Here is a 15,756-nt window from a genome sequence, read left to right on the forward strand (position 1 = left end):
TCAGCTCAAGCGCCGAATTCCGCGCGAAAATCCTCGAGCCGTCGTTTCTGCTGGCCGGCACCGTCGAAATTGGCCGGATCGAGCCACGCCTCGTAGGCTTTGCGCAAGGCCGGCCATTCCTTGTCGATGATCGAATACCATGCGGTGTCGCGGTTTTCACCCTTGACGATCAGGTGCTGGCGGAAAACGCCCTCGAACTTGAAGCCGAACCGTTCCGCGGCGCGCTTCGACGGCTCGTTGCGGTTGTTGCATTTCCATTCGTAGCGGCGATAGCCGAGCTCGTCGAAAATGTATTTCATGAACAGGAACTGCGCTTCCGTCGCCGCCGGCTTGCGCGCGATGAGCGGCCCCCAATAGATGTTGCCGATCTCGATGACGCCATAGGCCGGATCGATGCGCATCAACGTCTGGCGCCCGGCGACCTTGCCGCTCGGTTTGTCGATGACGGCGAAGAACAGCGGATCCTCGCTCGCCTCCACCTTGTCCAGCCAAGGCTGGAAGGCGGCGCGGGTTTCCGGCGGATAGTCGGGCAGCCAGGCGAAGCGGCCATCGACGTCGGCCACGGAAGACGCTTCATAGAGGCCATCGCCATGCTTCGCGGCGCTCAGCGGCTCAAGCCTGACATAGCGGCCCTCCAGCACCTTGCGCTCCGGGCGCGGACGCGGTTGCCAGTCCTTGAGATTTTCCGACACCGAAAGCTCCAATCCGTTTGACTTTTGCGGGCCGAAGCTCACAAAAACGCAACCGCATAGCAAGAACCACACGGACGGGAAAAATGCTCCACACGATTTCGGCCTTCGATCGTCTCGGCGAGGAAAACGCCTTCGCCGTGCTCGCGAGGGCCACGGCACTCGCCCAACAAGGCCGCGACATCGTCAATCTCGGCATCGGCCAGCCCGACTTCAAGACGCCGCAGCACATTGTCGAGGCGGCGATCAAGGCGCTGCGCGACGGCCACCACGGCTACACGCCGGCGAACGGCCTGTTGGCGACGCGCGAGGCGGTGGTGCGCCGCACGCTGACCACGACCGGGGTCGAGGTATCGCCCGAGGCGGTGATGATCCTGCCCGGCGGCAAGCCGACCATGTTCGCCGCCATCCTGATGTTCGGCGAACCCGGCGCCGAGATCCTCTATCCCGATCCCGGTTTTCCCATCTACCGCTCGATGATCGAGTTCACCGGTGCGGCACCCATCCCCGTGCCGATGCGCGAGGAGAACGGCTTTGCCTTCTCGGCCGATGAGACGCTGGCGCTGATCACCTCGAAGACGCGGCTCCTGATCCTCAATTCGCCGGCCAACCCGACCGGCGGCGTCACGCCGCGGGCCGAGATCGAGAAGCTGGTCAAGGGACTGGAGGCACATCCGCAAGTGGCCATCCTCTCCGACGAAATCTATGACGTGATGACCTATGATGGCGAAAAACACTGCTCGCTGCTCGAGTTTCCCGAAATCCGCGACCGGCTGATCGTGCTCAACGGCTGGTCGAAGACCTGGGCGATGACCGGCTGGCGCATGGGCTGGTCGATCTGGCCGAACGGCGACAAGGGCGCCCATCTCTACGACAAGGTGCGCAAGCTGGCGGTCAATTGCTGGTCCTGCGTTAACGCGCCCAGCCAATTCGCCGGCATCGCCGCCATAGACGGCCCGCAGGACGACGTCGAAAAGATGATGCGCGCCTTCGATCGCCGCAGGAAGATCGTGGTCGAGGGACTGAACGCCCTGCCAAACATATCCTGCATCACGCCCAAGGGCGCCTTCTATGCCTTCCCCAACGTGTCGAAGACCGGCTGGAAGGCGAAGCAACTGGCCTCCGCCCTGCTCGACGACGCCGGCGTGGCACTGATCGGCGGCCCCGATTTCGGCATTCTCGGCGAGGGCTATGTCAGGCTCTCCTACGCCAATTCCGAGGAGAACATTTTGCGCGCGCTGGACAGGATCGGAGCGTTCCTGGCCAAGTGAGGCCTCCGGCGTTCGCCGCGAGTCCGCATCGATTGCCGCTGGCGGCATGGCAATGTCATGATGCGTCGGGAGGCGCATGGCCAAAGACTGTGCCTGCGTGCGGGGAGCCGCTACGATCGTCGGATCAGGATCGAAATGGGGGGCCTCGATGTTTTATGCAATTCTTGCCTATCACGTGGAAGACGCGATCAAGGCACTGACGCCGCAGGAAGATGCGGCACTGATGACCGACCTGCTCAAGATCCACGACGGGCTCTATGCGAACGGCAGCCTCGGCCCCTCGGCGCGGCTTGGAGCGACCCAGTCGGCCTGCACCTTGCGCGGACCCGGCGACGGGATCGTCATCGACGGCCCCTTCGCCGAGACCAAGGAACAGCTTCTCGGCCTCTATGTCGTCGATTGCGCCAAGCGCGATGACGCGATCGCCATCGCGCGCGATCTGCGCCGCGTCAACCCGACCGCCGTCTACGAGATCCGCCCGATCGCGCTCTATCTGCCGGGCGTGGCGCTGGCGGGGGCCTAAGGCAACTCCAGAAAGCGCGTAGAGGTTTCCCGGGAAAAGCGCGTAGCGCTTTCCCTTGGGAATTGCGCAAAAATAAAGGCTTGGTCAGCCTCTGCCCACGAACGGCATCTTGGTCGCCATCACGGTCATGAACAGCACATTGGCCTCGAGCGGCAGGCTGGCCATGTGGACGACGGCGTCGGCCACGTGCTGGACGTCCATCACCGCTTCGGCGGCAATGGAGCCGTTGGCCTGTGGCACGCCGACCGTCATCGGTTGCGCCATGTCGGTCAGTGCATTGCCGATGTCGATCTGGCCGCAGGCGATGTCGTAGGGGCGGCCGTCGAGCGCCAGCGTCTTGGTCAGCCCGGTGATGGCATGCTTGGTCGCGGTATAGGGCACCGATCCCGGGCGCGGCGCGTAGGCCGAAATGGAGCCGTTGTTGATGATGCGGCCGCCCATCGGTTTCTGCTTGCGCATGGCGCGGAAGGCCGCGCGGGCGCACAGGAACGAACCGGTGAGATTTACGCCCACAATATCGTTCCACACCTCGACCGGGATCTCGTCGATCGGCGCCGACTTGTAGCCCATGCCGGCATTGTTGAAGAGCAGGTCGACGCGGCCGAACGCCTCCGCCACCGTCTCGAACAAATCATCGACCTCGCCGGGCTTGCTGATGTCGCAGGCGACAGCCAGTGCCTTGGCATCCGTCTGCTCGGCCGCGGCGATCGCCTCGTCCAGCAGCGCCTTCCGGCGTCCGCAGAACACGGTGTTCCAGCCGGCTTTGAGCAGCGCGGTGGCGACGCTCTTGCCGATGCCCGTGCCGGCGCCGGTGACGATGGCGGTTTTTTCGGTCATGGCAGATATCCTCCGGCTGCGCCGCCTTTTGCTCGACTGATTTTCAGGTGGTCCAGGGACAAAAGGCATCGCAAATGACGGCGGCGATGGCAAGCGGGACACTGGTATCCAGGGCAACGAATCCAAGCTGACAGGTCTCTTCGGGCCTTCGACCCCGCGCTGTCGAGGGAGCATTGAACGGAAAAACCGCCTGTGCGGCGGGTCCCTGGCGCAACTCAGCACCATAACCAAATATCTACCATAGTTGCCTTCACCCAGTCAAGGAAAAAATTCCTATCAAGGGTTCGGAGCCTGGCCGGGTGCCGAAAAGTACAATTCCTTTTTGGGAGAAGCCCGGAGGGCCGCCAAAAAGGGCGGTCATTGGCGACCGCCCTGATCTGGACCGGACTTGGGAGGAGGAAAGCCGATCCGACTGTCTAGAATCATGCGCTTCCTGGGTTAACGAGAGGTTAACGCCACGAAGGCCCGCCTGTTCCGTTTTGGCCTACCAGCGTGGATTGGGTGAGGTCCCGGCCTTGGCAGCCGGCACTTTGACCGCCGAAACCGTTGCCTCGACATGGTCGATCAGCGCATCCGGCAGGCCGAGCCGGCCCGCGAGCAGATCGAGATAGCCGCGCTCGGCGCGTGTGTCGGGATCGATTGTAAGGCGCGACGCGGTGTAGAGCTCAAGCTTCTGCGCGTCGGTCTTGGCGCCGGCCACCAGCGTGTCGAGGTCGAGCGGGTTCTCCAGCTCCGCCATCAGGAATTTTTCCGCATCGGAACCGATCCCCGCGAGGCTCAGCTTGCCGGCGATCTTCTTGCGCTCCTCATCGTCGACATGGCCGTCGGCCTTGGCCGCCGAGATCATCGCCCGCACCAGGGTCAGCGTGAATTCGTCCTCGCCCTGCGGCGCTTGCGACGGGTGGAACGCAGTGTCCTTCGGCGGCGGCAGCAATTCCGGTTCGCCGGCCGCCGGCGCCTGCTCGGGTGCATTGCCGGCCTTGTAGTTCTGGTAGGCCTTGTAGGCGAGGCCACCGATCGCTGCCAACCCACCGAGCTTGACGGCGGCACCGGTGACCTGGCGCCCGGCGCCGGTTCCAAGCAGCACCGCGGCCAGCGCGCCCGCCGCAAGAGGATTGTCCTTGGCCATCTGCACCGCCTGTCCGGCCTTGTCGCGGACCGTGCCGCCGGTGCCGGGAATTTGCGAGCCGAGCAGATCGTCGAGAAGCTTCTTGGGATCGAACATCAATGCCTCCAGGATTGCCCGGCCGAACGGGCAGGTTTCGAACGCCGAAGACGTAGGTCCCTAAACCTGGCATTGCAATGACGGGCGGCCGCTTTGCCCCGGCCCAGGCGCCTTGATCAGGACCCGATATGCGGTCCCCTGCCCCGCGCCTGCGCCAGCTCGACCTGCCGCTGGCGCTCGGCATAGCGCTGGCGGTCGTCGTCCGACCGAGCGTCGAAACAATGCGGGCAAGAAACGCCGGCGGCAAATTTCGGCGATGTCAGCTCGTCCAAGGTCAGCGGATGGCGGCAGGCGCGGCACAGCTTGGCGTCGCCCTCGGCGAGGCCGTGCGACACCGAAACCCGTTCGTCGAAGACGAAGCATTCGCCTTGCCACAGGCTTTCCTCGGCCGGCACTTCTTCGAGATATTTCAGGATGCCGCCCTTGAGATGGAACACCTCCTCAAGGCCGAGCGACCTGACATAGGCCGTCGCCTTTTCGCAACGTATGCCGCCGGTGCAGAACATGGCGATCTTGCGGCCTTCCAGCTCCGCGCGGTGCTCTTCCACCCAGGCCGGGAATTCGCGAAAGCTCGCGGTCGCCGGATCGATGGCGCCCTTGAAGGTGCCGATCGACACTTCGTAGGCGTTGCGCGTGTCGATGACGATCGTGTCGGGTTGCGAAATCAGCGCGTTCCAGTCGGCCGGCGCGACATAGGTGCCGGCACTCTTCGCCAGGTCAATGTCTTCGACACCCATGGTGACGATCTCGCGTTTCAGCCGCACCTTCATGCGGTGGAAGGGCATTTGCGCGGCGCTGCTGTATTTCACCTCGAGGCCGGACAGCCCGTCGATGGCTTCGAGATGTTCGATCAGTTCGGCAATCGCCGCATCGCTGCCGGCGACCGTGCCGTTGATGCCTTCATGCGCCAGAAGCAGCGTACCCCTGATGCCGCGCCCACAGCAGAAGGCAGCCAGCGGCGCCCGCAGCGCCTGGAAGGCGTCGAGCCGGGCAAATTTGTAGAGCGCGGCGACGCGGACAGGCTGGGATGGCGCGGACGGTGTCATTGCCAGAGCAACTAGACGCTCGTAAAAGCCGTTTCAAGGTGAAACGGGTTGGACGGCCTGCCATGGCCCTGTTCCGGAAGAGCCCGTAAGCTACCCGGCGTGCGTGACATCACGACACGCCCGGTTGCGTGGACAGGAAAATACCCGTCTGCTAATCGGTTGAATTGACAACGATATGGAGAAGAAGATGCCCAGCAAGACCGAAAAACTCCTGTCGTTGCTCAACGGTCAGCCGGTCATCCCGGTGTTGAAGATCGCTGATGTTGCCAATGCGGTGCCGTTGGCCCGCGCCCTGGCGCGCGGCGGCCTGCCGGCGATCGAGATCACGCTCAGGACCGCGGATGCGCTGGAAGCGATCCGGCGCGTGGCCGGCGAGGTCGAGGAAGCCATCGTCGGTGCCGGCACCATTCTGGATGCCCGCCAGTTCGATGAGGCGGCCGCCGCCGGCTCGCAATTCATCGTCAGCCCGGGCATAACCCGCGAGCTTCTGGCAGGCGCCGCCGACAGCGAGGTTCCGCTGCTGCCCGGCGCCATCACCCCCGGCGAGATCATGGCCGCGCGCGAAGCCGGCCTGCGCTTCCTGAAGTTCTTCCCGGCCGAGCAGTCCGGCGGCATCGCCTCGCTGAAGGCATTCGCCTCGCCGCTCGCCGACGTGAAATTCTGCCCGACCGGCGGTATCACCGGCAAGAACGCGGCCGACTATCTCAGCCTGCCCAATGTCATCTGCGTCGGCGGCTCCTGGGTCGCCCCCGACGACATGGTCAAGGCCGGCAGGTGGGACGAAATCGAAGCTCTCGCACGCGCCGCGAGCAAGCTCGCCGGATAAGCGCTTTCGCGTTCACCAGCGCAGCGGGCCATTCTCGTCGAAATAGCCGGCGGTCGGACCATCGGCATCGAGCGTCGCCAGGCGCACGATGATCTCGGCTGCCTGCTGCACCGTGCGACCGCCCCTGTGCCCGTTGAGATCGGTCGCGGTGTAGCCGGGAGCAGCGGCATTCACCTTGATGCCGCGCGGCGCGAGCTCCCTGGCGAACGCCACCGTGATGGCGTTGAGCGCCGTCTTGGAGCTGCCATAGCCCATTATGTTGGGCGACTGGTTTTCGCCTGTTGCGTCCTGCGCGCGGGCGATCGAGCCGATATAGCTGCTCACCATGACGATGCGGCCGGCGGGCGATGCCAGCAGAAGCGGCAGGAATGCCTGGGTGACGCGGACCGGGCCGAAGACGTTGACATCATAGGTGGCCTTGATGTCGGCGATATTCTCCCGGCTCGGCGGCAACTCATACCGCCCGTTCGAGCCGAGCGCGTCGACATATCCAGGAGCAATGCCGGCATTGTTGACCAGCACGTCGAGGCTGGCTACCCGCGCCGCGACGGTCCTGGCGGCGGCCGCCACGCTTTCGTCATCGACGACGTCGAGTTCGAGCCACTCGACGTCGAGCCCTTCGCTGCGCAGCGCCTGTGCCGCTGCGGTGCCGCGTGCGGCGTCGCGGGCGCCGAGCCAGACCTTGAATCCCGTTGCCGCCAGGCGCCGTGCGGTCTCCAGGCCGATGCCCTTGTTGGCGCCGGTCACCAGTGCGCGCTTCGATGTCGTCATATCCAAATCTCCTTTGTGGAGGCCTGACGCCTGTCGCCTGGAAGTGGCCCGGTCCGGGAAAACGACATGCATAAAACAAAGGCCCAAGACGCGTCGCCAAACGCGACGCGCCTTAGAGATGGCGGATTGCGGCCCGCCTCGCGCGCCGAAAACTCTCTTGCTCTTGCCTGATCCTCTCACCTGGTTGCGCGGCCCACGCGGATCGGCAATGCTGAAACGATGAGAGAGGCGCTGCTGGAATTGATCGCCATCGCCGGCCGCCATGCGCATGGGCGGCGGACAAGGACGGCGATCCCTCGCGTTACGATCGGCCGCAGCGAGGTCCCGACGCCGCCGATGCCCGAGCTTTGTCAGCCGACGGCGCTGTTCGTGCTGCAAGGCACGAAATCGGTGCTGATCGGCGAGCGCACGCTTCGTTATCAAGCCGGCAGCTATTTCGTCTACGCGGTCGAGACACCCGCCACCAGCCAGCTGATCGAGGCGAGTATCGCGCATCCCTATGTGGCCATCGGTTTCGCCCTCGATGTCAAGGCGATCGCAGCCCTGCTCATCGAGCACGAGCCGGCCGTCGGTGGCGACGATTTCATGACCTACCTGGCCAATGACGACCTGCTCGACGCGTGGCGCCGGATGCTGCGGCTGCTCGACAGGCCCGCCGAGATTCCCGTGCTCGCTCCCCTGCTCGAGCGCGAGATATTGTTTCGCCTGTTGCAAGGCCCGCAAGGCGCGAAGTTGCGCCAGCTCGCCGGCGCCGACAGCCGCTTGTCACAGATCCGCCGGGCGACCGCCTGGATCCGGGCTCACTATGACGAGCCTATCGAGGTGCGGCGGTTGGCCGAGCTCGCCAATATGAGCAGCGCTGCGTTTCATCGCCACTTCAAGGCGGCGACGGCGATGAGCCCGATCCAGTACCAGAAGCAGGTCCGCCTGCTGGAGGCCCGCCACCTGCTGCTGGCCCAGCCGGGAAACGCCGCGCGGGTTGCCTTTACCGTGGGCTATGAAAGCGCTTCGCAGTTCAGCCGGGAGTATGCGCGTCAGTTCGGGTTGCCGCCTGCACGCGATGCCGCGCGGCTTCTGGCGCGGGGCGAAGCGGCCGCGCTGGACATCGACTGAACCATCCCGGGCGGCACGAAAAAGCCCGGCCGGCTTGCGCCGATCGGGCTAGTCTGGTGCCATGATAGTCAGTGGTGTCTTGGCGGTCAGTTGCAGACCCTGACGTTCTCGACCGCCTTGTGGTGATGCTTCCAATGCGTGACCATCTTGGTCCGGCAGTGATGCTTGCCATTTTTGATGATCACGGTTTCGGCTTGCGAGGGAGCAAAAGCCGCCGATGCCGCCACCAGCGCCAGGACGGATGCCAACAGGATCTTCTTCATGAATATCCTCGGGGTTGGAACGCAGCCATTCTAGCCGGGAAACAGGCAGCTTTTACCTTTTCACGAGAAGTTCAGGCACCCGTGATCCCGCGGGGCCGGGGCCGGCTTCATGCATGCCGGTTGTGCCCGCACACAGCCGGCTGACAACGAAAAGCCGCGCCGGTTGCCCGGCGCGGCTTTCGGAATGCCCGGTCTTTACTTCGTCTGGAAGCGCGCGACGGACAGGAATTTTACGGCATTGCCGGTGAAACGGTTGGCATCCGCCATCTGGTCGCCCTGCTGGAAGCCGGCCGTGTAGACCTCGCTCGGCGGCGTGTGGACCACGTTGTAGGCGTAGCCCGGCGCCGTCGTGGCGCTCGAAACCGTCGCGACATTCTCGCCGCTGGTCAGCGCCCAGCGGGCGGCCTGCGGTGCGGCGGCAACCACGATGGCCTTGGGACCGGGTTTCAGGTCGCGGGCGGTGGCTCTGGCCTCCTTGCGGGTCGTCTTCACGCCGGCGCCGATCGCGGCGACCGGATCGGAACCGGCAGCGCGGGCGACGACGGCCTCGCGCGGCGATGCGGCATCGACGCCGGACGGGTCGTTGAAAGCCGAACGAGGCTCGGACAACGACGCAACCCGATAATAGTCAGCCTGCACGGGAAGCGCCTCGGCCTCGTCGAGCACGGCTTTGACCGCATCGGGCTTGACCGCATCGGGCTTGGCCGCATCGATATTGGTCATATCCGGCCGCGCGCTCGGCAGCACCGAGAAGGCATCGGTCGCGGTCTTGCCACGCTCGGCCGTCTCGGCCAGCGCCATCAGCACATCCTTGCTGGGCGCAGGCGCCAGCACCGCCGGCAACGTGTGTTCGGGGCGCCATGTCGGCAAAGGTATGTTGTTGGCGGCAACCTGCGCTGCATCGGCGGCGACCGCCGAGGGATCAGCCTTGCCGAAAGGCATATTCGCCGGCGTCTGCACGGTTGCCACGGTCTGTTCGGTGCTGGCCGTCGCATCCGCCATGCCGAAGGGAACATTTTCAGGCGGCTGCGCGCCGACATCGACTTTCGGCCGCGGCGCGAAATCGGGCAGCGGGATGCTGCGTGCCGGCAACGCCGCGATGATCGTCTCGGGCGTATCCTTTTCCGGCTCCGGGGCCTGCTCCTCGGCGACCTGCGGGATCTCGGCGCGCTTGGCGTTCTCGGGCGCCACGATCGCGATCCCCGGCAGGGTGCCGCTCTTGGCGGTGCTCGCCGGTACCGGCTTCACGCTTCTCGGCTTCGGCGCCGGCTCTGCCGATGCGACATCGGCGCTGTCGTCGGCCTCGTCGTCGCCGCCGCCGAAGAAGGCAGCCAGGAGTCCGCCGGACCTTTTGGAACCACCGCCGGCGCTGGCCAGCTCGATGGCGGCGCCGCCGGAGCCCTTGCGTGCCTTGTATGAGGCAAGCGCCTGCTCAAAGCCAGGCAGCGGCCGGCCGTCGCTCGGCACGTGCAGCGTCTTGCCGTTCGGGAACAGGCTCACCAGTTCCTGTCGGCTGATGCCGGGCCAATGGCGCACATTGCCGACATCCATGTGGACGAACGGCGAACCGGATCTCGGATAGTAGCCGACGCCGCCGCCCTGCATCTTGAGCCCGATATTGCGCAGCTTCTTCAGCGGCACGCCCGGAATGTAGAAGTCCATCGCCTTGCCGAGCATGTGCTGGCTCTTCTCGGCGACACCCTTGCTGCGACTGCGCAGCATCGAGTTCGTCGACGGCGAGCGATAGCCGCAAACCACCTGGATATAGTCGGTGGCGCCGCTTTCCCGATAGGCTTCCCAGACCAGGTCCAGCAGGCGCGGGTCCATCTTGGTCGGCTCGTTGCGGCGCCAGTCGCGCAGGATGATGTTGATCTTCCTCAGCCCGGCCTGATCGTAACGGCCGTTGCGCTTGTAGACGATCTCCGCCTTCTCGTGCGTGTGGAGGTGGTAGAGCTTCAGCGAACGCACTTCGGCCCTGGCGCCGGTTGCGGCAGCGGCAAGAAAACCAAATGCGACAATCATGGCCGCCAGCCACTTCGGCCAGACGCTCAAATGATAGTGCCGCCCGTTTGTGTGTCGTTCGATTCTGTTCAAATCAAAAGGCCTTGCAGGCTGCCGTTTGTCCCCGGATTTGCCCAAACGGACGTGTCGTTGTCACATCCGAATATCGATCCTAATGGTTAATCATCGCTTATTGAAGCCGAAATGCGGTAAGACCGTGGCGATATCCCGCCAAAAATTGTCCACAAGGTTTCTTGGTAAACCGCTGGTTTAGATCATGATTCCTCGTTTGGCCGAAACACGATCTGTTACCGTTAGCCTTAATGCGTGAACGGGACCGTCGGGGACGTCGCCATCGGCGCGCCACACTCCGGTCCAGTCAATGCACCGGCGACATGATGGCAGCGCAAGCTGGTCCCGGCCTTGCGTGACCGCACTCGGGCCGACCGCTCTCAGGCCGGACATCGGGCGGCTGTGCGCGATAGCGCCCTCAGGAAGCGAGCCGGTCGAGCCTGCCGGTTTCCGGATCGATGCCGTATTCCTTGAGCTTGCGGTAAAGCGTCGAGCGGCCGATGCCGAGGCGGCGGGCGACTTCGCTCATCTGGCCGTTGTAGTGATCGATGGCGAGCTTGATCATCTCCAGTTCGACATCCGCCAGGGCGCGCACATTGCCGCGTTCGTCGAGCGCGCGCAGCGTGCCGAAGCGTGGCTGAAGCCGCATCGGCGATTCGGGTTCGGCAGCCGAAACGCCCTCGCCGGCCAGCGCCCGCTCATCGCGCGGTTCGACAGCCAAGAGCGGCCCGGCCGGCGCGATGTCCACATCGAGGCGGACCGTGCCCTCCACCTGGGCGCGGATTTGCGGGAAATCCTCGACGCCGAGCACATCGCCTTCGCACAGCACCGAGGCGCGGAAGACGGCATTTTCCAGCTGCCGGATATTGCCGGGCCAGTCATAGGCCTGGAGCACGGCGAGCGCCGCCGCCGAAATGCCCCGCAGGCGATGGCGCGGGTCCGCCGGAGCCACCTTCTCCATGAAATGTGTGACCAGATCGGGAATGTCGTCGCGGCGGTCGCGCAATGGCGGCACATAGATCGGGTAGACGTTGAGCCGGTAGAACAGGTCCTCGCGGAACTTGCCGTCCTTGACCTGCTGCAGGAGATTGCGGTGCGTCGCCGAAATCAGCCTGATGTCGACCCGGACCGTGGCGCGGCCGCCGACCGGATCAACCTCGCCATCCTGGACGGCGCGCAGCAGCTTGACCTGCACGTCGAGCGGCAGGTCGCCGATCTCGTCCAGGAACAGCGTGCCCGAATGCGCTTCGACGAATTTGCCGGTGTGCTTCTCCGTAGCTCCGGTGAACGAGCCCTTCTCATGGCCGAACAGGATCGATTCGACCAGATTGTCGGGAATGGCGCCGCAATTGACGGTGACGAAAGGTTTCGAGCGGCGGTCGCCGCTGCCCTGTATGGCGCGCGCCACCAGTTCCTTGCCGACGCCGGATTCGCCCTCGATCAGGATCGGGATGTTGGATGCCGCCGCTTTCTGGCCGAGGCGGATCACCTTGTCCATGGCGGGACTGTGCGTGATCATGTCCCTGAAGGTCAGCAGCCCGCCGCGCCGGCGCGACGTGCGCTTGACCTCGCCTTCGACAGCCTCGACCTTGAGCGCGTTGGCGATCGAGGCCTGCAGCCTGTCGGGAGAGGCCGGCTTGACGACGAAGTCGAAGGCGCCGTGGCGCATCGCCGAAACCACGGTCTCGATGCCGCCCTGGGCGGTCTGCACGATGACCGGGATGGTGATGCCGCGCTCGCGCATCGCCTTGAGCACGCCGATGCCATCGAGATCGGGCATGACCAGGTCAAGGATGACCACCGACACGTCGCGGGCGCCGGGTCCGTCGAGGGCGTCGAGGCCGGCAGCGCCCCCGTCGACCACGATTGCGGTGTGGCCGAACCGCGTCACCGCCGCCTCGAGCAGCCGGCGCTGCACGGGATCGTCATCGACTATGAGTATGGAACCTGTCATGACTGTCTTGAGCCGCCCGCCTGATATCCCCATGGACCATCTTGGCACAGGGTTCTAAATAAGGTTTCAAAAAACCCGGTGAACGAATTCCTTAGGATTTGACCGGCTTCTCCGTTCTCCTTGATTCTGGCCCTGGCCCGGCCACTTGATTCAAAAGAAGGTATTGTCGATGCGCGTGATGTTTGATCGGCGGCTTGCGGCGCCAGCTTCCGGTCAGGGCGCCGCCGAGCTTGGCGATCTGCCGGAATGGAATCTTACCGACCTCTATGCGGGCATGGAGGCGCCGGAGTTGAAGCGCGACATCGCCAAAGCCGCCGCCGATGCGATCGCCTTCGAGAGCCGCTGGAAGGGCACGCTATCCGCCGAGGCCGAGCGCGGCAGCGCAGGCAGGCTGGGCGAGGCGCTTGTCGCCTATGAGGCTCTGGAAGAGCTGATCGGCCGCATCGTCTCCTATGCCGGCCTCATCTACGCCGGCAACACCGCCGATCCGCAGCGCGCCAAGCTCTATGGCGACATCCAGGAGAAGATGACCGACGCCAGCGCGCATCTTCTGTTCTTCGCGCTCGAACTGAACCTGATCGACGACGCGGCCATCGAGGGCGCGCTCGCCGCCGACCCCGCCTTCGGTCATTACCGGCCCTGGGTGCTCGATCTGCGCCTGGACAAGCCCTATCAGCTCGAGGATCGCGTCGAGCAGCTGTTCCACGAGAAGTCGATCACCGGGCGCGGCGCCTGGAACCGGCTGTTCGACGAGACTATGACGGACCTGCGCTTCGACGTCGACGGCGAGGAGCTGACGCTGGAACCGGCCCTGAACCGATTGCAGGATGCCGACGGCGAGGTGCGACGCCGCGCCTCCGAGGCGCTCGCCCAGACCTTCCGGAGGAATTTGCGCACCTTCACGCTGGTCACCAACACGCTGGCCAAGGACAAGGAAATCTCGGACCGCTGGCGCGGTTTCGAGGACATCGCCGATTCACGCCATCTCGCCAACCGCGTCGAGCGCGGTGTGGTCGATGCGCTGGCTTCGGCGGTGCGCGAGGCCTATCCGCGCCTGTCACACCGCTATTACCGGATGAAGGCGCGCTGGCTGGGCATGGAGGTGATGAACCACTGGGACCGCAACGCGCCGTTGCCGGAGACGCCGCAGGCGGTGATTGGCTGGGACGAGGCCAGGAACACGGTGCTGTCCGCCTATCAGCGCTTCTCGCCCGAGATGGCCGAGATCGCGCGGACTTTCTTCGACCGCAACTGGATCGACGCGCCGGTGCGCCCAGGCAAATCCCCCGGCGCCTTCGCCCATCCGACCGTGCCTTCGGCGCACCCCTACGTACTGCTCAACTACATGGGCAAGCCGCGCGATGTGATGACGCTGGCGCATGAGCTTGGCCATGGCGTGCATCAGGTGCTGGCCGGCGGCCAGGGCGCGCTGATGGCCTCGACGCCGCTAACGCTGGCCGAGACGGCGTCCGTTTTCGGCGAGATGCTGACCTTCCGCTCGTTGCTCGAGCAGACCACCGACAGGCGCGAGCGCAAGGCCATGCTCGCCCAGAAGGTCGAGGACATGATCAACACGGTCGTGCGCCAGATCGCCTTCTACGAATTCGAGCGCAAGGTGCATGCGGAGCGCCGCAACGGCGAACTGACATCCGACAGGCTCGGCCAATTCTGGCTGGAGGTGCAGGCGGAAAGTCTGGGCCCGGCGATAAAGTTGCGCGACGGCTACGAAGTCTTCTGGACCTACATCCCGCACTTCATCCATTCGCCCTTCTACGTCTACGCCTATGCGTTCGGCGACTGTCTGGTGAACTCGCTCTACGCGGTCTACCAGAACGCCGAGCGCGGCTTCCAGGACAAATATTTCGAGATGCTGCGCGCCGGCGGCACCAAGCATCATTCGCAGCTTCTGGCGCCTTTCGGCCTCGATGCCACCGATCCCGCCTTCTGGCAGATCGGGCTTGGCGTGATCAGCGGCTTGATCGACGAGCTGGAAGCGCTCGACAACTGAGGCGTCTTCTGTACGTCGTCCCCACCTGCTCAGAACAGTTTAGCCGGAATGCATATTGGGCCCACACTATTCTTGGTCTAAATATCTGTTCTTGAATAACTCTCTTTCGTAGTTTTCCCATAGCTTTCCGTAAGCTCTATGATAGCCTCCCCGCCAAGCTCAGCCGGAGCATGCGGGTCGGGCGGGGAAGTCTCAGCCGATCGCGGCGTTCCGGTGCACGCGACGACGGCCATTGGCCATGGCTTGCAAAGCCGACGCCGACGGCTCGACTGAGGCCGGCTGTTCCGCAGGCGGCCGAACCATCATCGAGTAGTCCTTCGCCGAAGGTCATTAAGTCCAATGCCGCGGCAGACGGATCTGACTGGAGAGAGAGACAATGGGCACTTTTTTCTACATGCTCCTGGCGTTCCTTGTGGGTGTGCTGGTTGGCTGGTTCATCTGGGGACGCCTGCGCGGTGAGCTCGACAGCTTGCGCGGCGACCTCGACCGCACACGCAGCGAGCGCGACCGGCTGCGGGCCGACAGCGATCGCCTGACCGGCGAGTTGGATGCCTGCGGGCGCACCCGCGCCGATCTCGAGCGCCAGCTGCGCGAGGCCTCGACCGGCTCCGGCCCGGCAAAGGCGGCGGCGCCGGCGCCGGCCGCCTTGATGTCGACGCCCACCCCTGCCAAATCCGCTCCGGCGGCCAAGCCGGCGCCCAGGAAGCCGGCTGCGGCCAAGGCCGCTTCCAGCGCCGCGAAGACTGGCGCGCCGAAGGCCGCTGCCGCCAAGGCGGCACCCAAGGCCAGCGTGGCGCCCAGGAAGGCTGCACCGGCGAAGGCCGCGCCGGCCAAGGCGGCTTCCGGCAAACCCGACAATCTGCGCCGGCTGATCGGTATCGGCCCGGTCAACGAGAAACTGCTCAGGGCACAAGGCGTCACCAGCTTTGCCCAGATCGCCGCCTGGACAGCCGCTGATATCAAGCGGATCGAGGACGTCATGAATTTCGACGGCCGTATCGCGCGCGAGCGCTGGATCGAGCAGGCCAAGCTGCTCGCCGCCGGCAACGAGGCGGAATTCGCCAGGCAGTTTCCGTCGGCTGGAACCGCCAGCAACACCTGAGCGACAGGGCAGATCCGACGATTGCGGCCGGCGGCGCGAACGAAGCGCCGCCGGT

At 64.9% G+C, this 15,756-nt stretch carries 14 protein-coding genes; 6 read left to right on the forward strand and 8 right to left on the reverse strand.

From position 1 onward, the window contains the following. Nucleotides 1–5: 5 nt before the first annotated feature. Nucleotides 6–692, reverse strand: a complete 687-nt coding sequence (locus FJ986_RS24525) for a GNAT family protein (protein WP_140522370.1) — start codon at nucleotides 690–692, stop codon at nucleotides 6–8. Nucleotides 693–775: 83 nt separating this feature from the next. Here FJ986_RS24525 and FJ986_RS24530 point away from each other — a divergent pair, with 83 nt between their 5' ends. Both FJ986_RS24530 and FJ986_RS24535 read left to right on the forward strand, forming a co-directional pair. Further along, nucleotides 776–1,960, forward strand: coding sequence for a pyridoxal phosphate-dependent aminotransferase (locus FJ986_RS24530; protein ID WP_140513667.1), 1,185 nt, complete (start codon nucleotides 776–778; stop codon nucleotides 1,958–1,960). Nucleotides 1,961–2,108: 148 nt separating this feature from the next. Next, the gene (locus FJ986_RS24535) at nucleotides 2,109–2,483 is read left to right on the forward strand and encodes a YciI family protein (protein WP_140496262.1); all 375 of its coding nucleotides are present in this window, start codon (nucleotides 2,109–2,111) and stop codon (nucleotides 2,481–2,483) included. 84 nt (nucleotides 2,484–2,567) lie between these two features. Here the strand turns inward: FJ986_RS24535 and FJ986_RS24540 are convergent, their stop codons facing one another. The 3 genes from FJ986_RS24540 to FJ986_RS24550 all read right to left on the reverse strand — a co-directional run bounded on the left by FJ986_RS24540 (nucleotide 2,568) and on the right by FJ986_RS24550 (nucleotide 5,591). Next, on the reverse strand, nucleotides 2,568–3,320 hold the full coding sequence (locus tag FJ986_RS24540) for an SDR family oxidoreductase (protein ID WP_140513668.1): 753 nt from the start codon (nucleotides 3,318–3,320) through the stop codon (nucleotides 2,568–2,570). 484 nt (nucleotides 3,321–3,804) lie between these two features. Continuing rightward, complete coding sequence (locus FJ986_RS24545; RefSeq protein WP_140513669.1) at nucleotides 3,805–4,545, reverse strand: tellurite resistance TerB family protein; 741 nt, start codon at nucleotides 4,543–4,545, stop codon at nucleotides 3,805–3,807. A 116-nt stretch (nucleotides 4,546–4,661) separates the two neighbouring features. Continuing rightward, nucleotides 4,662–5,591 carry a rhodanese-related sulfurtransferase gene (locus tag FJ986_RS24550; protein WP_140665893.1) on the reverse strand — a complete coding sequence of 310 codons (930 nt, stop codon included), beginning with the start codon at nucleotides 5,589–5,591 and terminating at the stop codon, nucleotides 4,662–4,664. A gap of 187 nt (nucleotides 5,592–5,778) precedes the next feature. Between FJ986_RS24550 and FJ986_RS24555 the strand changes: the two genes are divergently transcribed. Next, nucleotides 5,779–6,417, forward strand: a complete 639-nt coding sequence (locus FJ986_RS24555; RefSeq protein WP_140566208.1) for a 2-dehydro-3-deoxy-phosphogluconate aldolase — start codon at nucleotides 5,779–5,781, stop codon at nucleotides 6,415–6,417. 12 nt (nucleotides 6,418–6,429) lie between these two features. On the opposite strand, the gene FJ986_RS24560 is transcribed toward FJ986_RS24555, so the two are convergent. Then, complete coding sequence (locus FJ986_RS24560; RefSeq protein WP_140566205.1) at nucleotides 6,430–7,188, reverse strand: SDR family NAD(P)-dependent oxidoreductase; 759 nt, start codon at nucleotides 7,186–7,188, stop codon at nucleotides 6,430–6,432. Between the two features lie 219 nt (nucleotides 7,189–7,407). Between FJ986_RS24560 and FJ986_RS24565 the strand changes: the two genes are divergently transcribed. Further along, a complete protein-coding gene (locus tag FJ986_RS24565; protein WP_140556570.1) occupies nucleotides 7,408–8,301 on the forward strand; it encodes an AraC family transcriptional regulator in 894 nt (297 codons plus the stop codon). Between the two features lie 86 nt (nucleotides 8,302–8,387). Here FJ986_RS24565 and FJ986_RS30555 read toward each other — a convergent pair whose 3' ends face one another. The 3 genes from FJ986_RS30555 to FJ986_RS24575 all read right to left on the reverse strand — a co-directional run bounded on the left by FJ986_RS30555 (nucleotide 8,388) and on the right by FJ986_RS24575 (nucleotide 12,591). Further along, nucleotides 8,388–8,564, reverse strand: a complete 177-nt coding sequence (locus FJ986_RS30555) for a hypothetical protein (protein ID WP_181181916.1) — start codon at nucleotides 8,562–8,564, stop codon at nucleotides 8,388–8,390. A 195-nt stretch (nucleotides 8,565–8,759) separates the two neighbouring features. After that, on the reverse strand, nucleotides 8,760–10,586 hold the full coding sequence (locus FJ986_RS24570; RefSeq protein ID WP_181168319.1) for a DUF882 domain-containing protein: 1,827 nt from the start codon (nucleotides 10,584–10,586) through the stop codon (nucleotides 8,760–8,762). Nucleotides 10,587–11,055: 469 nt separating this feature from the next. Then, nucleotides 11,056–12,591 (reverse strand): sigma-54 dependent transcriptional regulator, encoded by a 1,536-nt coding sequence (locus tag FJ986_RS24575; protein ID WP_140513675.1) that lies wholly within the window; start codon nucleotides 12,589–12,591, stop codon nucleotides 11,056–11,058. Nucleotides 12,592–12,760: 169 nt separating this feature from the next. On the opposite strand from FJ986_RS24575, the gene FJ986_RS24580 reads away from it, so the two are divergent. Further along, nucleotides 12,761–14,599, forward strand: coding sequence for a M3 family oligoendopeptidase (locus tag FJ986_RS24580; RefSeq protein WP_181181917.1), 1,839 nt, complete (start codon nucleotides 12,761–12,763; stop codon nucleotides 14,597–14,599). A gap of 376 nt (nucleotides 14,600–14,975) precedes the next feature. After that, on the forward strand, nucleotides 14,976–15,701 hold the full coding sequence (locus tag FJ986_RS24585; RefSeq protein ID WP_140496270.1) for a proton-conducting membrane transporter: 726 nt from the start codon (nucleotides 14,976–14,978) through the stop codon (nucleotides 15,699–15,701). Nucleotides 15,702–15,756 lie beyond the last annotated feature (55 nt).

Origin of the sequence: Mesorhizobium sp. B1-1-1, from assembly GCF_006442955.1 — a bacterium.
GTDB lineage: Bacteria > Pseudomonadota > Alphaproteobacteria > Rhizobiales > Rhizobiaceae > Mesorhizobium.